This is a genomic window from Telluria antibiotica (genome assembly GCF_011682055.1).
GTDB lineage: Bacteria > Pseudomonadota > Gammaproteobacteria > Burkholderiales > Burkholderiaceae_D > Telluria > Telluria antibiotica.
The window spans coordinates 271,467-291,614 of the sequence record NZ_JAAQOM010000003.1; the positions used below are offsets into that span (position 1 = coordinate 271,467).

Consider the following 20,148-nt stretch of genomic DNA (forward strand, 5'->3'; position numbering starts at 1 on the left):
ATTAATCGTAGAACGAGGGCTCGCCGGGCGGCCGGGTCTTGAAGCGTTTGTGCGTCCAGAAATACTCGGCCGGATGTTCGCGCACGCGGTCCTCGATGAAGGCGTTCATGCGGCGGGTAGCGGCGATGATGTCGTCGCCCGGGTAATCCTCCCATGCTGGATAGAACTCTACCTTGTATCCCTTATAGTTGGGCAGGAAAGTTGCCACGAGCGGGATCACTTTCGCGCCGGTCGCGCCCGCCAGGCGGCCCATGGCCGTCAAGGTGGCGGCCGGGATGCCGAAGAACGGGACGAAGGCCGCATCCTTCTCGCCGAAATCCATGTCCGGCAGCATGTAATAAGGAATGCCCTCGCGCAGCGCGCGGATGATGGGCTTGATGCCGTCGCCACGCGTGAACAGGCGCACGGGGCCGTAGCGCTCGCGACCATAACGCAACAAATCGTCGAATGCCTTGTTCTTTTGCGGCGAATACATGGTCGACAACGGCATCACGCGCGCCGCCACGCCGCCTACGTCCAGGCAGACGAAGTGGGGGCAGAACAGGATGGTCGGACCACTCTCCATCTGCGCCTTCGGCACGGCGGGGACGACTTCGATCAGGCCGTGGATGCGTTCGAACGGCGCCCACCAGATCAGCGACCGTTCCAGGATACTGCGCGAATACGCCATGAAGTGGCGCTTGGCGATGTCGACCCGCTCCGCCTCGCTGAGTTCCGGCATGCACAGGCGCAGATTGATCAGTGCGATCTTGCGCCGCTTGGGGATCGCGTAATACATCAGCCAGCCGACGGCGTTGCCGATGCGGCCGAGGACAGGCAGCGGCAGGAAGTGCAGCAGCCACAACAGGAAAATCAGGAACCTCATGCGACGGTCTCGGCGTGCGGTGCTTCAACGCCTTGCGGCTTCTTGTAGCGGTTGTAACTCCAGAAATACTGGGCGGGGCAGAAGGCGATGAGTTTTTCCATCTGGCGATTGATGGCCGCGGCCTGCTGGGCGGCGTCGCCTTCCAGCGAACCGTCGAACGGCACGAAACGGATGGCGAAGCCGCGGCCGCGCGGCAGGCGCTCCGCGTACACGGTGAGGATGTCGGCCTTGCCCAGCTGCGCCAGCTTGGCGGGCAAGGTCATCGTATAGGCGTCGCGTCCGAAGAACGGCGCCCATACGCCTTCCCCTTCCTGCGGCACCTGGTCCGGCAGGACGCCGACGGGCTGGCCGCCGCGCAGCGCCTTGACGAGCATGCGCACGCCCGACAGGGTGGCCGGCGCCAGATGCATGTGCTGGCGCGCGCGTGCGCCCTCGACGAGAGGCTTCAGGGCGCTCTGGCGGGGCGGCCGGTACATCACGGTCAGTTCCACGCGCAGCGAAACCTGCTGCGCCGTCAGTTCGAAGCAGCCCAGGTGCGGCGTCAGGAAGACGATGCCGCGGCCGGCGTCGAGCTGGCGCTGGACCAGTTCCCAGTTTTCCATGGTGACGTGGCGCGTGACGCGGTCCTGCGGCGCGCACCAGACGAACGGCAGTTCGGCGATGGCCTTGCCCGATTCGGCGATCGCGGCGCGCAGGTGGCCGCCGTAGCCGGCCTGTTCGAGGTTCTCGCGCAGGCGGCGGCGGTGCGATGGGGATGCCAGGTAGACAATCCAGCCGAGCGCCGCACCGAGCGCATGCAGCACGCGCAGCGGTAAAAACGACAGTATCCGAAACAAAAAGACGAGCATTTATTGATTTAGGGTAGAGAAGCGACGGGTTGCTATGCCAGAATTTTTTGAGGAGCGTAAAATACCACTTTGTAGCATCCGCGGAGTTAATGACAACTTGCGAAGCGGAATATAAATCTCGCTAAAGCGTCGCAGGCCTTGGTGCTGCGGCAATTTTCATCACAGTATCAGGAGCCTCAATGTCTTCCAACGACTACCTCTTCACGTCCGAATCCGTTTCGGAAGGCCACCCGGACAAGGTCGCCGACCAGATTTCCGATGCCATCCTCGACGCCATCCTCGAGCAAGACCCGCGCGCGCGCGTGGCTGCCGAGACCCTGTGCAACACGGGTCTGGTGGTGCTGGCGGGGGAAATCACGACGCACGCAAACGTCGATTATATTCAAGTTGCACGCAATACCATCAAGCGCATCGGTTACGACAACACCGACTTCGGCATCGACTACAAGGGTTGCGCCGTGCTGGTCGCCTACGACAAGCAGTCGCCGGACATCGCCCAGGGCGTCGACGAAGGTGCAGGTATCGACCTCGACCAGGGTGCCGGCGACCAGGGCCTGATGTTCGGCTACGCCTGCGACGAGACGCCGGAACTGATGCCCGCTGCGATCTATTACGCGCACCGCCTCGTCGAGCGCCAGTCGCAGCTGCGCAAGGACGGCCGCCTGCCGTGGCTGCGCCCGGATGCCAAGTCGCAGGTCACGCTGCGCTACGTCAACGGCCGTCCGGTCTCGGTGAACACCGTCGTGCTGTCGACGCAGCACGCACCGGAAATCAGCCACAGCCAGATCGAGGAAGCGGTGATCGAGGAGATCATCAAGCCCGTGCTGCCGCGCGAATGGCTGCAGGACACCCGCTACCTCGTCAACCCGACGGGCCGCTTCGTCATCGGCGGTCCGCAGGGCGACTGCGGCCTGACGGGCCGCAAGATCATCGTCGACACGTACGGCGGCGCCGCACCGCACGGCGGCGGCGCATTCTCCGGCAAGGACCCGTCCAAGGTCGACCGCTCGGCCGCCTACGCCGCCCGCTACGTCGCCAAGAACGTCGTCGCCGCCGGCCTCGCGCGCCAGTGCCAGGTGCAAGTCAGCTACGCGATCGGCGTGGCCCGTCCGATCAACATCACCGTGTACACGGAAGGCACGGGCGTGATTTCGGACGAGAAGATCGCCGAACTGGTGATGGAACACTTCGACCTGCGCCCGAAAGGCATCGTGCAGATGCTCGACCTGCTGCGTCCGATCTACACGAAGTCGGCCGCCTACGGCCACTTCGGCCGCGAAGAGCCGGAATTCACGTGGGAACGCACGGACAAGGCCGCGCTGCTGCGCGCGGAAGCCGGCCTGGCGTAAGCGCCTGCGCCTGACGAAAAATGCGCCTACCCGGGCGCATTTTTTTTCGGCGCTTATTTTTCGACGCTTATCGTTCAGGTACCGTCGTACGCCTTGAGGAACGCCAGCACCTCGCGGATGTCGTCCGCCGTGGCCTTGCTGCTGATCCAGAAGACGTCGCGATCGTCCCAGCGGATGTCCGCCTTGCAGCGCTTGAGGAGCGCGTCGCCGAAATGATCCATGTCGAACACGTCGCCGAGCTTGTGCGCACGTGGCGGCATCGAGCAGAAGACGAGCCGGAAGCTGCGGTCGGGCATTTGCCGGATCAGGGGTTCGGCTTGCGCGTCGAAGCCGTGCGCATGCGCTTCGCCCGTCGCGGCCGATGTGCTGCGGGTCACGACGGCGTAATCAAGGCTCTCCATGTCGCCGCCACGCTTGTTGACGTAGATCTGGATGCTGTTGTGGAGCCGCGTCTGCACGACACGGCCGTCCGGCGCGCGCATCGCCGTCCCGATGTCGGCGCCCGAGTGGACGAGGTCGAAGAACTGTTTTTTCACCGGATGAATTCGTGCCAGGATTTCGCCATGGTCCGTTGCCAGGTCGCACACGGCGCTGAACATCGACTCGACGATCATCGGACGGCCGTTGTCGCGCAAGACCATATTGTCGCAGACGAGTTGATACGTGGCGGCGCCCATGCTTTCCCCAGGGAAATATGAAGAAATGTTAAGAGTAGTCAAATATATTGTCAACGAGTTATCCGAACCCTGGGCGTTGTCAACGATTGACATCGGTTCCGTGGGCCGACGAGTGCGCACGCGGGCCCGTCGTGCTACACTTGTCAGTTCCGAGGAGCGTTGCGACGAAAGAATCTCTTTCGCCAGGCTCGGATATCAACACCGCGCTCACGTTACTTTTTTCTTAATTTGAAAGGAGGGCGTGATGAGCGCCGTACTCAAAGACACCACCCAGGACTACCTCGTTGCCGACATCGGCCTCGCCTCGTGGGGCGAGAAGGAAATCCGCATCGCCGAAACCGAAATGCCGGGCCTGATGGCCATCCGCGACGAATACGCGGCCGCCCAGCCTCTGAAAGGCGCGCGCATCGCCGGTTCGCTGCACATGACCATCCAGACCGCCGTGCTCATCCGCACGCTGGAAGCCCTCGGCGCGCAAGTGCGCTGGGCCTCGTGCAATATCTACTCGACGCAGGACCACGCGGCCGCCGCCATCGCGTCGGTCGGCACGCCCGTGTTCGCCGTCAAGGGCGAGACGCTGGACGAGTACTGGGAATACACGCACCGTATCTTCGAATGGCCGGGTGACAACCATGCCAACATGATCCTGGACGACGGCGGCGACGCGACCCTGCTGCTGCACCTGGGCGTGCGTGCCGAGAAGGATATCTCCGTGCTGGACAAGCCGGGTTCGGAAGAAGAAATCTGCCTGTTCAATGCGATCAAGGGCCGCCTGGCCGTCGATCCGCAGTGGTACTCGAAGCGCCTGCCGGAAATCAAGGGCGTGACGGAAGAAACGACGACCGGCGTGCACCGCCTGTACCAGATGCATGCGGACGGCAAGCTGGCATTCCCGGCCATCAACGTCAACGACTCCGTCACCAAGTCGAAGTTCGACAACCTGTACGGTTGCCGTGAATCGCTCGTCGACGGCATCAAGCGCGCGACGGACGTGATGGTCGCAGGCAAGATCGCCGTCGTCGCCGGCTACGGTGACGTGGGTAAGGGTTCTGCGCAGGCGCTGCGCGCGCTGTCGGCCCAGGTGTGGGTCACCGAGATCGACCCGATCTGCGCACTGCAGGCCGCGATGGAAGGCTACCGCGTCGTGACGATGGACATGGCCGCCGAACACGGCGACATCTTCGTCACCTGCACGGGCAATTACCACGTGATCACCGAGCAGCACATGCTGCGCATGAAGGACCAGGCGATCGTCTGCAACATCGGTCACTTCGATAACGAGATCGAAGTCGCCGCCCTGCGCAAGTATCAGTGGGACAACATCAAGCCGCAGGTCGACCACGTGATCTTCCCGGATGGCAAGCGCATCATCCTGCTGGCCGAAGGCCGTCTCGTGAACCTCGGTTGCGGCACGGGTCACCCGTCGTACGTGATGAGCTCGTCGTTCGCGAACCAGACCATCGCCCAGATCGAACTGTTCTCCAACACTGCCGCCTACCCGGTCGGCGTGTACACGCTGCCGAAGAAGCTGGACGAGAAAGTCGCCCGCCTGCAGCTCAAGAAGCTCAACGCCCAGCTGACCGAGCTGACCGAAGAGCAGGCCGCCTATATCTCGGTGAGCAAGGAAGGCCCCTACAAGGCGGAACATTACCGTTATTGATCTGGTAAGCTCTTCCGTGAATTGACGCCGCGGTTCCTGCCGGATTCCATCGTCGACAGGGGCGGCGGCGTGCTGGATAACCCCTCACGAAAGACACACTATGCGTTTGCTCCTGACCTGGCTGATCAATGCGGCAGCCCTGATGGCCTTGCCGTACCTGATGCATTCGGTATCGGTCGACAATCTCGGTGCCGCCCTCGTGGCTGCGCTCGTCCTGGGTCTGGTGAACACGGTGATCCGTCCCGTGCTCGTCGTGCTGACCTTGCCCGTGACGTTCGTGTCGCTCGGCCTGTTCATCCTCGTGATCAACGCGCTGCTGTTCTGGCTCGTCGCGCACCTGGTCGCGGGCTTCCACGTGGCCGGGTTCTGGTCCGCTTTCCTGGCGGCGATCCTGTACAGTGTCATTTCGTGGGCGCTTTCTACCTTACTTCTCAATAAAGATGGAAACCCCTAACATCAGTATCGAGTTTTTCCCGCCCAAGACGACCGAGGGCGCGGAAAAGCTCCGTGTGGTTCGCCAGAAACTGGCCGAGCTGAATCCGAAGTATTTCTCCGTGACGTTTGGCGCCGGCGGCAGCACGCAGCACGGCACGCTGTCCACCGTGCTCGAGATCCAGGCCGCGGGCCACGATGCCGCGCCGCACCTGTCGTGCGTCGGCGGCACGCGCGAGTCGATCCGCGCCATCCTGCAGGAATTCAAGGACAAGGGCATCCGCCGCATCGTCGCCCTGCGCGGTGACTTGCCGAGCGGCTATGGCGGCGCGGGCGAACTGCGCTATGCCAGCGATCTCGTCGAATTCATCCGCCAGGAAACGGGCGACTGGTTCCACGTCGAGGTGGCCGCGTATCCGGAAATGCATCCGCAGGCGCGCTCGCCGCAAGACGATTTGCAGGCGTTCGCCCGCAAGGTGCACGCCGGTGCGAACGCCGCGATCACGCAGTATTTCTACAATCCCGACGCGTACTTCCAGTTCGTCGACAATGCGCGCAAGCTGGGTGTGGACGTGCCCATCGTGGCCGGCATCATGCCGATCACGAACTACACGCAGCTGATGCGTTTCTCCGACATGTGCGGCGCCGAGATCCCGCGCTGGATCCGACTGAAGCTGGCCAGCTTCGGCGACGATTCGGCGTCGATCAAGGCGTTCGGTCTCGACGTCGTGAGCGGCCTATGCGAGAAATTGCTCGCGGGCGGTGCGCCGGGCCTGCATTTCTACAGCATGAACCAGGCGGCGGCCACGACCGCGATCTGGCAGCGCATTACCGGCGCCTGATCCGGCGGTCTCCGTCATCGATGCCCGTGCGACCGGCAGGCCGCGCGGGCATTTTTTTGGGCTGTGTTCGCGGTAGTTATGCGAACCAAAACTAGTTGCAGCGGTCATACGCATCGTCGAGTTAACTCATGAGGAGTGGCGATGCGCGGATTGACGTTCGACGAATTGTTCGCCATGTTGACGGCGGTTCGGCTGTCCGCCGTCGACCTGGCTCGACTGCGGGAATGGATCGCGGGCATCGCTCATCCGGCTGAATGTATCGCCCTGATCGAGCATGCCGCGCGAGGACGGCCGTGTCCGCGCTGCGGTTATCCTCGCGCCCACCGTTGCGGTCAAGCGAGTGGCCTGCAGCGCTTTCGCTGCCTCGGCTGTGGGCGCAGTTATAACGCGTTGACGGGTACGCCGCTCGCAAGGTTACGGAAGAAAGAACACTGGCTGGCGTACCTGCAATGCGTACTCGAATCGCGCGCCGTGCGCGAGGCGGCGCGTGTCGTCGGCGTCCATCGCACGACCAGCTTTCGCTGGCGCCATCGCTTCGTTCCAGGCGCGATGCGCGATCGGCCGGCAATCCTGACTGCCATTGTCGAGGCGGACGAAACGTATCGACTGGAATCGCAGAAGGGTTCGCGCAACATGACGCGCAAGCCGAGGAAGCGCGGCGGCGTCGCAAAAAAGCGCGGCATCAGCGGTGAACTCGACTGCCTTCTCGTCGCGCGTGACCGCACTGGACAGACGCTCGATTTTCACACTGGCCGCGGCCAGGTGACGGCGACGCATCTGGAAACGTGCCTCAAGCCCGTGCTGCCGCCCGACGTCCTCTTGATCAGCGATTCGGCGCGCTCGTACCGTCACTTCGCGAGGCAAGCCGGCATCATGCATGAGATGGTGAACACGAAGCCAGGGGGCCGGGCACGCGGCGCAATCCACATTCAAAACGTGAATGCCTGGCACAGCCGCTTCAAGAGCTGGCTCGTACGGTTTCGCGGCGTCGCCAGCCGCTACCTGATCAATTACTCTGGCTGGCAACGAATGCTTGATGCGCGACGGCTGACGACGCCGGCTCATCTGTTGTGCGCCGCGGCCCAGCTCGGCTGAACGACGGCGTCACCGAATTATCGCGAACACAGCCTTTTTTTATCAGGTGACGTTGCTGATCTCGGTGACGATCACGTCCAGCGGCACGTCATGCGGCGCATGGGGGAACACGGCTTCCTGGTTACTGTAGGCAATGCCCAACGTGTGCGGGCGGGGCGGCTGTTCGAGCGTGCGGTCGTAATAGCCGCCGCCATAGCCGAGGCGATAGCCGTCGGCATTGAAACCGAGGCAGGGAATCAGGAGGGCCGGCGGGCGTTCGATGAAGCGCAACTGGGCCGGCACGTGCACGCCCGCTTCGTCCGGCAGCATGGGTTCGCCGGGCGTCCATTCCGTGAACGTCAGCGGGGCGTCGCGTTCCATGACGACGGGCAGCGCCAGGCGTACGCCGGCCTGATGCAATTCCGCGTACGCGGCGCGCAGGTCGGGTTCGCCGACGAGGGGCCAGTACACGCCGAACGTGTCAACCTGGCGCAGGCGCCACCAGGCGATGATCTGCGCACCGATGTGCGCATCCCATTGGACCTTGATTGCCGGATCAAGCGCCCCACGTGTTGTCCTGAGCGCCTTGCGCAACGCTGTCTTCGCCGCCTGTTTCTCGTCCGCCACGCTCGGGTCCGAGGGGCGTGGTATTCTTGATTCGCCGGTCATGGATGAAATGAAGCCTACATTGAATATTGCATTATCGATGACGCAGAAACTGATTGCCGGCGCTGTATCTGCCGCCTCCAGCCTGCTCTTCCTCGCGTCGCCCGGCGTTGCGGCCCAGACCGCTTCGCCCGGCACGACGCAACCTGTACCCGCCGCAACGGCAGCCGCGCCCGGCGTACCGACACCGGCCGCGCCGGTGGTCGCGCCCGGGCCGCAGGCGGACGCCAGTCGCGAACAGGACGAGATCTTCCTGCAGCTGCGCGACGCGGCCCGCAAGAACGACGCGGACAAGGCCGCGGCGCTGGCGGCACGCCTGCCGAACTACGCGATACCGTCTTACGTCGACTATTATCGGCTCAAACCGCGGTTGCGCGACGCTTCCAACGAGGAAATCCTCGATTTCCTGAAGCGCTACGACGGCAGCGCCATCGCCGACCGCCTGCGCAACGACTGGTTGCTCGAGCTCGGCCGCAAGCGCGACTGGTTCAACTTCGACCGCGAGCTGCCGCAATTCGTCAAGAACGACGATTATCAGGTGAAATGCTACGCGTTGCTGTCGCGTGCGTCGAAGGGGCAGAACGTCGCGCCTGAAGCCCGCGTGCTGCTCGACAATCCGCCGCTGTATGGCGAAGCGTGCGCCGCGCTCGTCAACCAGTTGGTCCAGTCCGGGCAGTTCACGACGAGCGATCTGCTGGCCCAGCTGCGCCTGGCGGGCGAGATGCACGCGACGGGGCCGTCGCGCCGCACGGCGCTGCTGCTGGACGCGTCCGATACGCGGGCCGCGCAGGCCGTCGACCTGCCGGCCGTCGCGATGGCGCGCGGCGTCGGCAACACGCGCGCGGAGCACGAGATCTACCTCGTCGCCGTCGGCCGTATGGCGCGCACGAGCCTCAAGCTGGCCACGGTGGCGCTGGACCGCAACGCCGGCAAGCTGTCGCCCGAGGAAAGGGCGATCGGCTGGGCGAACATCGCGCTGGCCGCATCGCTGACGCTGGCGCCCGAAGCCTATGACGACTGGAAAAAGGCGGACGGGGCGCCGCTGACGTGGAGCCAGCTGGAATGGAAGACGCGCATCGCGCTGCGCCGCGGCGACTGGAAGACGGTGCGCGCGACGATCGAGGCGATGCCCGCGCACCAGCACGACGAGCCCGTCTGGACCTATTGGCTCGGTCGCGCCCTGCAGGCCGAGGGCCGGCGCGAGGATGCGCAGGCGCTGTTCCGCCGCATCGCCGACCAGAACAGTTTCTATGGCCAGCTGGCGATGGAAGAGCTGGGGATGCAGATCAGCATTCCACCCGCCGCGGCGCCGCCCACGCCGGCCGAGCTGGCGCAGGTCGCCAGCAATCCCGGCTTCAAGCGCGCCCTGAAATTCTTCTCGATGCGCATGCGCTTCGAGGGCACGCGCGAGTGGAACTGGGCCCTGAACGGCTTCACGGAGCGCCAGCTGCTGGCCGCCGCCGAATTCGCGCGCCAGAACGACATCCTCGACCGCATGCTCTCTACGTCCGAGCGCACGCGCACGGAGTTCGACTATACCCAGCGCTTCCCGGCGCCGCACAACGACATCCTGCATCCGACGGCGCAAGGTCTCGGCCTCGACCAGGCCTGGGTGTATGGCTTGATCCGCCAGGAGTCGCGCTTCGTGTCCGACGCGCAGTCCGGCGTCGGCGCGTCCGGCCTGATGCAGGTGATGCCGTCGACGGGCAAGTGGGTGGCGGAAAAGATCGGCCTGACGGACTACGGCCACGGCATGTTGAGCGATATCCGCACGAATATCGTGCTCGGCACGAATTACCTGAACATGGTGTTGAACAATGCGGACGGGTCGCAGGTGCTGGCGACGGCGGCCTACAACGCGGGGCCCGGACGTGCCCGCACGTGGCGCGGCCTGTTGACGGCGCCGATGGAAGGGGCCGTGTTCGTCGAGACGATCCCGTTCGAGGAAACGCGAACCTATGTGCGCAACGTGATGTCGAACGCGACGAACTACGCCGCACTGTTCGAGAAACGGCCGCAGTCGCTGAAGGCGCGCCTGGGGACGATCACGCCGCGCGGAAACAGCATCGGCCTGCCGTAACGGCGGCGCCAGGCAATCATCGGGGAGGCAGCATGGACGCGCAGTCGGTGGTGATGTTCGGCGGCACCGGGTTCATCGGCAGCCACCTGGCGGCCAGGCTGTCCGACCACGGCGTGTCCACCGTCGTGCCCACGCGGCACGCCAGCCACGGGATGCACCTGATGCCGCTGGGCGTCGATATCGTGCAGGCCGACCCGTACGACGACACGGCATTGCGCCGCCTCGTGGCGGGGCGCACTGCCGTCATCAACCTCGTCGGCATCCTGCACTCGCGCCGCGGCGATCCGTACGGTCCGGACTTCCGCCGCGCCCACGTCGACCTGCCGCGCCGCATCGCCGCCGCCTGCGCGGCCGAGAGCGTGCCGCGCTACCTGCACATGAGCGCGCTCGGGGCCGACCGCAACGGTCCGTCGATGTACCAGCGCTCGAAGGCTGACGGCGAGGCGGCCGCGACGAGCCAGCCCGCAGTCGCGACGACGATCTTCCGGCCGTCCGTCGTGTTCGGACCGGAAGATAAATTTCTCAACACGTTCGCACGGCTGCAGCGCCACCTGCCCGTCGTGCCGCTCGCCTGCGCGCATGCGCGCTTCCAGCCCGTGTACGTGGGCGACGTGGCCGAGGCGTTCGTGCGCGCGCTGCTCGATGCGCACACGGCCGGCCTCACGTACGAACTGGGCGGGCCGCAGGTCTATGAATTGGCCGAGCTGGTGCGCCTCGCCGGCCGCTATGCCGGCCACGAGCGCAAGGTCATTGCCTTGCCGGACGGGCTGGCGCGGCTGCAGGCGCGGGTGTTCGAACTGCTGCCCGGCGAGCCCGTCATCACGCGCGACAACCTCGATTCGATGAAGGTCGACAACGTCATCCACCCGTCCACGAACAATAAAGTCTTGACAACAACGGCGCTGGGAATCAAGCTCACGGCGCTCGAGTCCGTCGCGCCGCAGTACCTGGCGCCACCCGGCGGCCTCGACGTCCTGCGCACCCGCGCCGGGCGCTGACCTCAACGATCACGCCACACCATGCAGACTCTCGAACTCGACCCGACTCTGACGCAAACCCTCGACAACGCACGCCAGGCCGGCCTGACGCTGGTCATCGGCAACAAGAATTACTCTTCCTGGTCGATGCGCCCCTGGGTGGCTCTAGTCGCCGCCGGCATCCCGTTCACGGAAGTGCGCGTGCTGCTCGACAAGCCCGACACGGCAACGAACATTGCACGCTACTCGGCTGCCGGCCGCGTGCCCGTGCTGCTGGCCGGCGAGATGACGATCTGGGACAGCCTGGCGATCTGCGAATACCTGGCCGAGCAATTCCCCGAAAAGCATCTGTGGCCGCAGGACGTGGCCGCGCGCGCGATGGCGCGTTCCGTCGCCGCCGAGATGCACTCGGGCTTTGCCGACCTGCGCACGGCGATGACGATGAACATCAAGGCCCGCCTGCCGGGCCGCGGCCGCACGCCGGGTGCCCAGGCCGACATCGGCCGTATCTGCGAGATCTGGGAAGAGTGCCTGTCGCGCTTCGGCCACCATCAATTCCTGTTCGGCGATTTCTCCATCGCCGACGCGTTCTTCGCGCCCGTCGTCACCCGCTTCCGGACGTATGGCGTGGCGCTGGCCCCGGCGCTGCAGGCGTATTGCGAGCGCGTGCTGGCGCATCCGGCCGTCGCGCGCTGGATCGAGGAAGCGATGGCGGAGACGGAAGTCGCCGGTGCCCACGAAGACGAGCTGCCCGACTGAGATGCAGGCGTACGTCGTCGGCGGCGCCGTCCGCGATGAGTTGCTGGGCCTGGCCGTCCAGGACCATGACTGGGTCGTCGTCGGCGCCACGCCCGACGACATGATTGCCAAGGGCTTCCGCCCGGTCGGCAAGGACTTTCCCGTGTTCCTCCATCCGGACACGCACGAGGAGTACGCGCTCGCGCGCACGGAGCGCAAGACGGCGCCCGGCTACCACGGCTTCGTCTTCCACACGGCGCCCGACGTCAAGCTGGAAGACGACCTGGTCCGGCGCGACCTGACGATCAACGCGATGGCCCGCGCCGAGGACGGCACGATCGTCGACCCGTACGGCGGCCTGCGGGACTTGCGCGATCGCGTGTTCCGCCACGTGTCGCCCGCGTTCGCCGAAGACCCCGTGCGCATCCTGCGCGTGGCCCGCTTCGCCGCGCGGCTCCCCGATTTTACGGTCGCCGACACGACGCTCGCACTGATGCGCCAGATGGTCGATGCGGGCGAAGTGGACGCGCTCGTGCCGGAACGCGTGTGGCAGGAATTGTCGCGCGGGTTGATGGAGCAAAAGCCGTCGCGCATGCTGGCCGTGCTGCGCGATTGCGGCGCGCTGGCGCGCATCCTGCCCGAGCTGGACGCGCTGTGGGGCGTGCCGCAGCCGCCGCTGCACCATCCGGAAGTCGACACCGGTGTCCACATGATGCTCGTGATCGATTATGCGGCCGGGCAGGGCTACGAGCTCCCGGTGCGCTTCGCGGCGCTGATGCACGACCTGGGCAAGGGCGCGACGCCGCCCGAACACTGGCCCAAGCACCACGGCCACGAAGGCGTGGGGCCGCAGCTGATCACGGCATTGTGCAAGCGCCTGCGCGTGCCGGCGGAATGCCGCGACCTGGCCGTGATGACGGCGCGCGAGCACGGCAACGTCAGCCGCGCGCTCGAACTGCGCGCCAACACGCTCGTCACCCTGTTCGAGCGGTGCGACGCGTTCCGCAAGCCGCAGCGCTTCGCGCAGATGCTGCTGGCATCCGAATGCGACGCGCGCGGGCGCGGCAGCGAAGATCACGACATGCGCAGTCGCGACTATCCGCAGGCACCGTGCCTGCTGCGGGCGCTGGACGCGGCGCGCGGCGTGAACGCGGGCGAGGTGGCGGCGCGGTACGCGGAAAACCGCGAGAAGATCCCGGAAGCCGTGCATGCGGCGCGCGTGTCGGCCGTGAAGGCGGCGCTGCGCGAATCTACGTAGAAATGCCGATCGGCGTGCGCCGCCGAGTTCGCTACAATACCGATTGTTGCGCCGCACAATCGAGATGCCATCATGCAGGACCGTCCCCTCCACCGCTGGCTGAAAAGCCTCGTCGCCCGCAAGGGCGGCCAGACCGTGCTCGTCAAGGCACTGGGCAAGCGCGACCGCCGGCGCGTGCTGCGCCACTTCCTCGCCCTCGACCGCGACGACCGCCTGCTGCGCTTCGGCAGCGTGGTGCCCGACGCGCAGGTGGAAGCGTACGTCGCGAAACTCGACTTCGCGCGGGACATCCTGTTCGGTGTCTACAACAACATGTTCCGCCTCGTGGGCGTCGGCCATCTCGCGTTCACGTCGCGCGACGCGCACCCGGGCAGCGTTCACGACACGGACAAGGAAAAAGTGGCCGAGTTCGGCGTCTCCGTGTCGAAGTCGGCGCGCGGGCAGGGCGTCGGCACCCGGCTGTTCGAACGCGCTGCCATCCACTGCCGCAATTCCGACGTCGACACGTTGTACATGCAATGCCTGTCGTCGAATCGCACGATGATGCACATCGCGAAGAAGGCCGGCATGGAGATCCGCCGCGAATATGGTGAAGCGGACGCCCACCTGCACCTGCCGCCGCCCAGCCCGGGCAGCGTGCTCGCGGAGGCGCTGGAAGAGCAGATCGCCAAGATCGACTACACGGTCAAGGCGAACGCGCGCGCGGCCGTCAAATGGTTCCGGCCGAAGCGTTGAGCGGCGCTAGGCCGAATCGCGCGGCACCAGGCCGCCCGTGAAGCGCTTGCGGTACGGTGTCGCGTCGGTGCCGTCGAGCTGCGCCTGCAGGCATTCCATCGCGGCCACGCCGATGGCGGCCACGTCCTGGCGGAACGTCGTCAGCGGCGGGTACAAATAGGCGGAGATCGGCAGGTCGTCGTGGCCGACGATGGCGAGGTCCTTGCCCGGTTCCAGGCCGAAGCGGCGGCAGGCCGACATCGCGCCGATCGCGAGCCTGTCCGTGCCGCACGCGAGGGCAGTGATGCCGGCGCGCTTGCCGGCGCCGCTCGCGAGCCAGTCGAGCACGTGGCGGAACGCGTACGCCTCGAAATCCCAGGAAGGCTGCGTGCTGGCGGGGACGACGTGCGCCTGCACGCCCGCTTCCGCCATCGCTTCCAGATAGCCGGCCAGGCGTTCCCCCGGCGACGGATGCGCGACGGGCGGCGCGCCGAGGTAGGCCGGCTTGTGGCCGCGGCCCAGCAGGTAGCGGGTCAGCATCGCCATGCTTTGCCGGTTGTCGTTCATGACGTAGTTGCAGTCTTCGTGGACATAGCTGTCCATGTAGACGATGCGCATCTCCTGCTCCAGCCGCCGCAGCAGGGCGAGGTTGGCCTGCGACGCGACCGCCGTCAGGATCACGCCGGCCACCTTCATCGAGCGCATCGTCATCAGCGCGGCCGCTTCCTCGGCCGGGTCGTTGTACGAGCACTGGATGATGACGTCCATGCCCAGCGCCTTCGCCTTTTCCTCGATCGCGCGCAGCGCCTCGGCGAAGAACGGTTCGTTCACCACGGGCAGGATGACGCCGACCACGCGCGAGCGTCCGCGCACGAGGCTTACGGCGTGCGGGTCCGGCACGTATTCGAGTTCACGGCACGCCTGTTCGATGCGGGCCAGGGTGTCGGCCTTCAATCCTTCGCGGTCGTTGAAATACTTCGACACCGTCGCGCGCGACACGCCCGCGCGCGCGGCCACGTCGTGCATCGTGACGGGACCACGAGGGGAGGCATTCGCGTTCTGCGCAGGTTTCATCGTGATTTTGACTCGTGTAAATTTATGTCCGCGCCGGCGACCGAATGGCGTGACGAGGCGGCCGGTGCGTCGTCATCATAGCAAAAATACTTCGATGCAATAAGAATTCTCGTTTCCCCTGTGCCGGCAGGGGCAGGAACGGTTTGTCGTCGTCCTGTTGTGGTCGCTCAACTATTAAAAAATCTTTAAAAAATCTGTTGACGACAAAAAGTCGACACGTGTAAAGTTCTTTGCAACGACACATCACAACAAGGGCGGCATGCCAGCCAGCGGACCACCGAGCCGCGCCCGCCCCCGATAAAACAGTTCGGAGACTACGCCATGAAAAAACAAGCCGTGTTCGGATGCATCGCGGCGGTCGCTCTTTCGCTGGCCGGCCAGGCCAGCGCGGCGCGCCCGCTGAAGTCCGTCGGCGTCGCCGTCAGCGACCTCGCCAACCCGTATTTCGTCGCCATCGGCAAGGGCGCCAGCGACGCTGCCCGCAAGGTCGGCGGCGACAAGGTCAAGGTCACGACCGTGTCCAGCAAATACGACCTCAATACGCAGGTCGGCCAGATCGAAAACTTCATCGCCAACAAGGTCGACATCCTCATCGTCAACGCGTCCGATCCGAAAGGCATCGCACCCGTGCTGCAGAAGGCGCGCAACGCGGGCATCGTCGTGATGGCCGTCGACGTGGGCGCCGACAACGCGGACGCGACGATCATGTCCGACAACACGATGGCCGGCACCGAGTCGTGCAAGCGCATCGTCGAGCGGCTGCACGGCAAGGGCAACGTCGTGATCGTCAACGGGCCGCCCGTCACCGCGGTCACCGCGCGCGTGGCCGGCTGCAAACGGGCGTTCGCGGGGACCGGCATCCGCATCGTGTCGGACAACCAGGATGCGAAAGGCAGCCTCGATGGCGGCATGGAAGTCATGACGAACCTGTTGATCGCGCACCGCCGCATCGATGCCGTCTTCGCCATCAACGATCCGTCCGCCATCGGCGCCGAACTCGCGGTCAAGCAGGCCGGCCGCGCCGACGTGCAGATGGTCGCCTCCGTCGACGGCGCGCCCGACGCGGAAGCGGCACTGCGCGCGAAGAACAGCATCTTCGCCGTCACCACGGCACAAGACCCCTACAAGATGGCCACCATGGCCGTCGACATCGGCTACGACATCATGAACGGCAAGCGTCCCGCGAACCCGGTCGTGCTGATTCCCACGCCCGCGATCACGAAGGACAACGTGTTCGCCTACAAGGGCTGGGCCAGCCACTAAAAAACGGCCGCTCCGCGCGGCCGATCCATCACCTCATCGGAGGAGACATGGCAACAACATCACCACCACCCGTGCTGGAGGTATCCGGCATCCGCAAGCGGTTCGGCGCCGTCACGGTGCTCGACGGCGTCCAGCTGACCATCCGTCCCGGCGAGATCCACGCGCTGATGGGCGAAAACGGTGCCGGCAAGAGCACCCTGATGAAGATCCTGGCCGGCGTGTACCAGCCGGACGCCGGCGAGATCCGCGTGGCCGGCAAGCCCGTGCGCATCGGCTGCCCGGCCGATGCGCGCGCCTGCGGCATCAACCTGATCTACCAGGAGCTGTCCGTCGCCGCGAACCTCACCGTCGCGCAGAACATCTTCATGGGCGCGGAGCCGCGCGGCCGCTTCGGCATCGTCGACACGGCCCGGATGAACCGGCGCGCGGCCGAGGTGCTGAAGACGCTGGGCGCCACGTTCGCACCGACGCGCATCGCGAGCGGCCTGTCGATCGCGGACCAGCAGCAGGTCGAGATCGCACGCGCCCTCGTGCACGACAGCCGCGTCCTGATCATGGACGAGCCGACGGCGGCGCTTTCCGAACGCGAGACGGCGCGCCTGTTCGACGTGATGCGCGCCCTGCGCGAGCGGGGCATCGCCATCATCTACATCAGCCATCGCATGGCCGAGGTGCGCATGCTCGCGGACCGCGTGACCGTGCTGCGCGACGGTACGTGGATCGGCGAGCTGACGCGCGAGGAGGCGACGCCGGACACGGTCGTGCGGATGATGGTCGGCCGCGAACTGGGCGGCTTTTATGAACACACCGCGTGCCGCGCGCCCGGGCCCGTGCGCCTGAGGCTGGCCGGCGTGCACGGCGCCAAGGTGCATCCCGCGACATTGGAAGTGCGGGCCGGCGAGATCGTCGGACTCGCGGGCCTCGTGGGGGCGGGCCGCACGGAGCTGGCGCGCCTCGTCTTCGGTGCCGACCGCCTGGCCGGTGGCACGGTGGAAGTGGACGGGAAACCCGTGTCGATCCGCACGCCGCTCGATGCCATCCGCCTGGGCCTCGCGTACGTGCCGGAAGACCGCAAGGGGCAGGGCCTGTTCCTGCAACAGACCTTGCTCGCGAACGTGACGATGAACGTGCTGGGCCGGCACGCGCGCTGCGGCGTGCTGCGCCGGGGCGAGCTGCTGGACGTCACGCGCGATGCCATCACGAAGCTGTCGGCGCGCGGCGCGGGACCGGACGGCATCATCGGCGGCCTCTCGGGCGGCAACCAGCAAAAGCTGCTGCTGGCGCGCTGGCTGGAAATCAAGCCGCGCGTGCTGATCCTCGACGAGCCCACGCGCGGCGTCGACATCGGCGCCAAGCACGAGATCTACCGGATCATCCACGAACTGGCCGACGCCGGCGTCGCGGTGCTGTGCATCTCGAGCGAACTGGCGGAGATCATCGGCGTGTGCGACCGCGTGGTCGTGATGCGCGAAGGCTGGCTCGCCGGCGAACTGGAAGGCGACCGCATCACCCAGGAAAACATCATGGCACTGGCCACCCTGGCCCAGGCCGCATAGGAGACATCATGCAAACTCTGAAATCATCCCTTCCCGCGGCGCCGCATGCGGGCACGCACGGCGGCGTCAAGCAGGCGTTCTCGCGCATGTTCGCGACGATGGGCATGCTGCCCGTGCTCGTCGCGCTGTACGTCGTGTTCTACTTCCTGACCGGCTACTTCGCCGAAGACGGCGTGTCGAATTTCGCGACGACGGCCAACACGATGAACGTGCTGCGCCAGAGCTCCATCAACCTCGTTCTGGCGACCGGCATGACGTTCGTGATCCTCACGGGCGGCATCGACCTGTCGGTGGGCTCCGTGCTCGCCGTGTCCGCCGTGCTGGGCATGATCGCATCGCTGCCCGGCCATGCGCCGGCGCTGTCGCTGCCCGTCTTCGTGCTCGCGGGCCTCGGCATGGGCCTGCTGAACGGCCTGCTGGTCGCCGTCTTCAAGATCAATCCGTTCGTCGTCACGCTCGGCACGATGACGGCGCTGCGCGGCACCGCCTACCTGCTCGCCGACGGCACGACGATCCTGAACCGCGAGATCCCGAGCTTCGAGTGGATCGGCAACGGCTCCTTCGCCGGCCTGCCTTGGCTCGTGTGGGTCGCCGCCGCGCTCGTGCTGCTCGCCTGGTTCATCCTGCGCCGCACGGTCCTCGGCATGCACGTGTATGCGGTGGGCGGTAATGCGCAGGCGGCGCGCCTCACCGGCATCAAGGTCGGCCTCGTCCTCGTGTTCGTGTATGCGTTTTCCGGCCTGTGCGCAGGCACCGCGGGCGCCATGTCCGCGAGCCGGCTGTACGGCGCGAACGGCAACTGGGGTTCCGGCTACGAACTCGATGCGATCGCCGCGGTGGTCCTCGGCGGCACGAGCCTGATGGGCGGCGTGGGCACGATCTGGGGCACGGTGACGGGCGCCTTGATCATCGGCCTCCTCAACAACGGCCTCACGATCCTCGGCCTGTCCTCGTTCTGGCAATACGTCGCGAAAGGCACGGTCATCGTGCTGGCCGTGATGCTCGATAAATGGCGTTACCAACAACAGGCGAATTGATATGCAAGCACAACGACTCCCCCGCTACGTGGTCTTCGGCGAAGCGCTCACGGACATGATCCGCCAGGACGACGGCACGTGGCGCTCGCTGCCCGGCGGCTCGTGCTGGAACGTGGCCCGCGTCGGCGCGCGGCTCGGCGTATCCACGGGTTACGCCGGCGCCGTCAGCATGGATGCGTTCGGCGACGAGATCGCGGACGCGGGCGCCGCGGCCGGACTGGACGCGCGCTTCCTGCAGCGTGTCGATGCCTCGCCGTTCATCGCGATGGTGACGTCGCGCCATCCGCCCCGTTACGTCTTCCTCGGCGAGAACACCGCGGACCTGCACTTCCGGCCCGAGCTGCTGCCGGCCGGCTGGCTCGACGCGGCCGACGTGATTCATGTCGGCAGCCTCGCCCTGGCGCGCGGCCCGCTGGCGCGGCGCCTCGTGGAGCAGGCGCTGATGGCGCGCCAGGCCGGCAAGCGCATCGCGTTCGACCCGAACTTCCGCGCCGCGATGCGCGACGCGTCGTACCGGCCCACGTTCGAACTGATGGCGTCGATCGCCAGCCACATCAAGGTGTCGGACGAAGACCTGGAAGGCCTGTTCCCGGGCCTCGCGCCACGCGACGCGCTGGCCGCGCTGCGCGCACTGGCGCCCGATGCCGAGATCCTCTTTACGCGCGGTGCCGACGGTCTTTCCCTGATCCGCGGCGACCACGTGCTCGATGCGCCGGCGTGCCGCGTCGACGTCGTCGATACGGTCGGCTGCGGTGATGCGTCGATGGCCGCGTGGATCAGCGGGATGCTGCTGCATCCGGAAATGGCGGCGCCGTGCCAGCTCACGCGCATCGCGGCGGTGGCCGCCACGGCCGCCATGCATGCGGGGCCGTACGCGCCGACCGAGCAGGAAGCCGAAGCCTTGCTCGAACCTGCCCTGTAGGGTGGGCGGCCCTCCGCCACCAAACGTTCGCATCACGCCGGCGTTTGGTGGGCACGGGGTGCCCACCCTACGAATGATCCCGCTCCACACAACCTGCCGCGGCATCGCCTTGCGGC

At 66.1% G+C, this 20,148-nt stretch carries 19 protein-coding genes and 1 riboswitch; of the genes, 14 read left to right on the forward strand and 5 right to left on the reverse strand.

Going from position 1 to position 20,148, the window contains the following annotated elements; all coding sequences use genetic code 11:
* Position 1: 1 nt before the first annotated feature.
* Both HAV22_RS06520 and HAV22_RS06525 read right to left on the reverse strand, forming a co-directional pair.
* The gene (locus HAV22_RS06520) at positions 2-865 is read right to left on the reverse strand and encodes a lysophospholipid acyltransferase family protein (RefSeq protein WP_166857763.1); all 864 of its coding nucleotides are present in this window, start codon (positions 863-865) and stop codon (positions 2-4) included.
* Complete coding sequence (locus HAV22_RS06525; RefSeq protein WP_166857765.1) at positions 862-1,713, reverse strand: lysophospholipid acyltransferase family protein; 852 nt, start codon at positions 1,711-1,713, stop codon at positions 862-864. Before HAV22_RS06525 ends, HAV22_RS06520 begins: the two co-directional genes overlap by 4 nt.
* Positions 1,714-1,892: 179 nt before the next feature.
* On the opposite strand from HAV22_RS06525, the gene metK reads away from it, so the two are divergent.
* Positions 1,893-3,062, forward strand: a complete 1,170-nt coding sequence (gene metK, locus HAV22_RS06530; RefSeq protein WP_166857767.1) for a methionine adenosyltransferase — start codon at positions 1,893-1,895, stop codon at positions 3,060-3,062.
* Between the two features lie 74 nt (positions 3,063-3,136).
* Here metK and HAV22_RS06535 read toward each other — a convergent pair whose 3' ends face one another.
* Positions 3,137-3,739, reverse strand: coding sequence for a hypothetical protein (locus HAV22_RS06535; RefSeq protein WP_166857769.1), 603 nt, complete (start codon positions 3,737-3,739; stop codon positions 3,137-3,139).
* A gap of 145 nt (positions 3,740-3,884) precedes the next feature.
* Positions 3,885-3,955, forward strand: a riboswitch (S-adenosyl-L-homocysteine riboswitch).
* Positions 3,956-3,983: 28 nt separating this feature from the next.
* Between HAV22_RS06535 and ahcY the strand changes: the two genes are divergently transcribed.
* The 4 genes from ahcY (at position 3,984) to HAV22_RS06555 (ending at position 7,768) form a co-directional block, all read left to right on the forward strand.
* On the forward strand, positions 3,984-5,399 hold the full coding sequence (ahcY, locus tag HAV22_RS06540; protein WP_166857771.1) for an adenosylhomocysteinase: 1,416 nt from the start codon (positions 3,984-3,986) through the stop codon (positions 5,397-5,399).
* Positions 5,400-5,499: 100 nt separating this feature from the next.
* A complete protein-coding gene (locus HAV22_RS06545) occupies positions 5,500-5,853 on the forward strand; it encodes a phage holin family protein (RefSeq protein WP_166857773.1) in 354 nt (117 codons plus the stop codon).
* On the forward strand, positions 5,840-6,673 hold the full coding sequence (metF, locus tag HAV22_RS06550) for a methylenetetrahydrofolate reductase [NAD(P)H] (protein WP_166857775.1): 834 nt from the start codon (positions 5,840-5,842) through the stop codon (positions 6,671-6,673). Before HAV22_RS06545 ends, metF begins: the two co-directional genes overlap by 14 nt.
* Positions 6,674-6,814: 141 nt before the next feature.
* Positions 6,815-7,768, forward strand: coding sequence for an IS1595 family transposase (locus HAV22_RS06555; RefSeq protein ID WP_166858145.1), 954 nt, complete (start codon positions 6,815-6,817; stop codon positions 7,766-7,768).
* A gap of 42 nt (positions 7,769-7,810) precedes the next feature.
* Here HAV22_RS06555 and HAV22_RS06560 read toward each other — a convergent pair whose 3' ends face one another.
* The gene (locus HAV22_RS06560; protein WP_371869561.1) at positions 7,811-8,374 is read right to left on the reverse strand and encodes a 5-formyltetrahydrofolate cyclo-ligase; all 564 of its coding nucleotides are present in this window, start codon (positions 8,372-8,374) and stop codon (positions 7,811-7,813) included.
* Between the two features lie 79 nt (positions 8,375-8,453).
* Between HAV22_RS06560 and HAV22_RS06565 the strand changes: the two genes are divergently transcribed.
* From HAV22_RS06565 to HAV22_RS06585, 5 genes are all read left to right on the forward strand, one after another.
* Positions 8,454-10,493, forward strand: a complete 2,040-nt coding sequence (locus HAV22_RS06565) for a lytic transglycosylase domain-containing protein (protein WP_166857778.1) — start codon at positions 8,454-8,456, stop codon at positions 10,491-10,493.
* 32 nt (positions 10,494-10,525) lie between these two features.
* Entirely contained in the window at positions 10,526-11,491 is a 966-nt protein-coding gene (locus tag HAV22_RS06570; RefSeq protein ID WP_166857780.1) for a complex I NDUFA9 subunit family protein, read from the forward strand.
* 21 nt (positions 11,492-11,512) lie between these two features.
* Positions 11,513-12,229, forward strand: coding sequence for a glutathione S-transferase family protein (locus tag HAV22_RS06575; protein WP_166857782.1), 717 nt, complete (start codon positions 11,513-11,515; stop codon positions 12,227-12,229).
* 1 nt (position 12,230) lies between these two features.
* Positions 12,231-13,466: a multifunctional CCA addition/repair protein gene (locus HAV22_RS06580; RefSeq protein ID WP_166858147.1), complete on the forward strand. Its 1,236-nt coding sequence runs from the start codon at positions 12,231-12,233 to the stop codon at positions 13,464-13,466.
* Positions 13,467-13,538: 72 nt separating this feature from the next.
* Complete coding sequence (locus HAV22_RS06585) at positions 13,539-14,201, forward strand: GNAT family N-acetyltransferase (RefSeq protein WP_166857783.1); 663 nt, start codon at positions 13,539-13,541, stop codon at positions 14,199-14,201.
* 6 nt (positions 14,202-14,207) lie between these two features.
* Here the strand turns inward: HAV22_RS06585 and HAV22_RS06590 are convergent, their stop codons facing one another.
* Positions 14,208-15,254 carry a LacI family DNA-binding transcriptional regulator gene (locus HAV22_RS06590; RefSeq protein WP_166857785.1) on the reverse strand — a complete coding sequence of 349 codons (1,047 nt, stop codon included), beginning with the start codon at positions 15,252-15,254 and terminating at the stop codon, positions 14,208-14,210.
* Positions 15,255-15,575: 321 nt separating this feature from the next.
* Between HAV22_RS06590 and HAV22_RS06595 the strand changes: the two genes are divergently transcribed.
* The 4 genes from HAV22_RS06595 to HAV22_RS06610 are packed head-to-tail and all read left to right on the forward strand — an operon-like array spanning position 15,576 to position 20,032.
* Complete coding sequence (locus HAV22_RS06595) at positions 15,576-16,517, forward strand: ABC transporter substrate-binding protein (protein WP_166857787.1); 942 nt, start codon at positions 15,576-15,578, stop codon at positions 16,515-16,517.
* Positions 16,518-16,564: 47 nt separating this feature from the next.
* Positions 16,565-18,073 carry a sugar ABC transporter ATP-binding protein gene (locus HAV22_RS06600; RefSeq protein WP_166857789.1) on the forward strand — a complete coding sequence of 503 codons (1,509 nt, stop codon included), beginning with the start codon at positions 16,565-16,567 and terminating at the stop codon, positions 18,071-18,073.
* An 8-nt stretch (positions 18,074-18,081) separates the two neighbouring features.
* The gene (locus HAV22_RS06605) at positions 18,082-19,110 is read left to right on the forward strand and encodes an ABC transporter permease subunit (protein WP_371869562.1); all 1,029 of its coding nucleotides are present in this window, start codon (positions 18,082-18,084) and stop codon (positions 19,108-19,110) included.
* A gap of 1 nt (position 19,111) precedes the next feature.
* The gene (locus HAV22_RS06610) at positions 19,112-20,032 is read left to right on the forward strand and encodes a carbohydrate kinase family protein (protein WP_166857791.1); all 921 of its coding nucleotides are present in this window, start codon (positions 19,112-19,114) and stop codon (positions 20,030-20,032) included.
* Positions 20,033-20,148 lie beyond the last annotated feature (116 nt).

Bases quoted from the DNA above. Each gene is read 5' to 3' on its own strand.
- HAV22_RS06545 (WP_166857773.1), top strand. From the start codon at position 5,500: ATGCGTTTGCTCCTGACCTGGCTGATCAATGCGGCAGCCCTGATGGCC.
- metK (WP_166857767.1), top strand. From the start codon at position 1,893: ATGTCTTCCAACGACTACCTCTTCACGTCCGAATCCGTTTCGGAAGGC.
- HAV22_RS06565 (WP_166857778.1), top strand. From the start codon at position 8,454: ATGACGCAGAAACTGATTGCCGGCGCTGTATCTGCCGCCTCCAGCCTG.
- HAV22_RS06600 (WP_166857789.1), top strand. From the start codon at position 16,565: ATGGCAACAACATCACCACCACCCGTGCTGGAGGTATCCGGCATCCGC.
- HAV22_RS06580 (WP_166858147.1), top strand. From the start codon at position 12,231: ATGCAGGCGTACGTCGTCGGCGGCGCCGTCCGCGATGAGTTGCTGGGC.
- HAV22_RS06520 (WP_166857763.1), bottom strand. From the start codon at position 865: ATGAGGTTCCTGATTTTCCTGTTGTGGCTGCTGCACTTCCTGCCGCTG.
- HAV22_RS06555 (WP_166858145.1), top strand. From the start codon at position 6,815: ATGCGCGGATTGACGTTCGACGAATTGTTCGCCATGTTGACGGCGGTT.
- HAV22_RS06570 (WP_166857780.1), top strand. From the start codon at position 10,526: ATGGACGCGCAGTCGGTGGTGATGTTCGGCGGCACCGGGTTCATCGGC.
- HAV22_RS06610 (WP_166857791.1), top strand. From the start codon at position 19,112: ATGCAAGCACAACGACTCCCCCGCTACGTGGTCTTCGGCGAAGCGCTC.
- HAV22_RS06595 (WP_166857787.1), top strand. From the start codon at position 15,576: ATGAAAAAACAAGCCGTGTTCGGATGCATCGCGGCGGTCGCTCTTTCG.
- HAV22_RS06535 (WP_166857769.1), bottom strand. From the start codon at position 3,739: ATGGGCGCCGCCACGTATCAACTCGTCTGCGACAATATGGTCTTGCGC.
- HAV22_RS06590 (WP_166857785.1), bottom strand. From the start codon at position 15,254: ATGAAACCTGCGCAGAACGCGAATGCCTCCCCTCGTGGTCCCGTCACG.
- HAV22_RS06575 (WP_166857782.1), top strand. From the start codon at position 11,513: ATGCAGACTCTCGAACTCGACCCGACTCTGACGCAAACCCTCGACAAC.
- HAV22_RS06605 (WP_371869562.1), top strand. From the start codon at position 18,082: ATGCAAACTCTGAAATCATCCCTTCCCGCGGCGCCGCATGCGGGCACG.
- metF (WP_166857775.1), top strand. From the start codon at position 5,840: ATGGAAACCCCTAACATCAGTATCGAGTTTTTCCCGCCCAAGACGACC.
- HAV22_RS06525 (WP_166857765.1), bottom strand. From the start codon at position 1,713: ATGCTCGTCTTTTTGTTTCGGATACTGTCGTTTTTACCGCTGCGCGTG.
- ahcY (WP_166857771.1), top strand. From the start codon at position 3,984: ATGAGCGCCGTACTCAAAGACACCACCCAGGACTACCTCGTTGCCGAC.
- HAV22_RS06585 (WP_166857783.1), top strand. From the start codon at position 13,539: ATGCAGGACCGTCCCCTCCACCGCTGGCTGAAAAGCCTCGTCGCCCGC.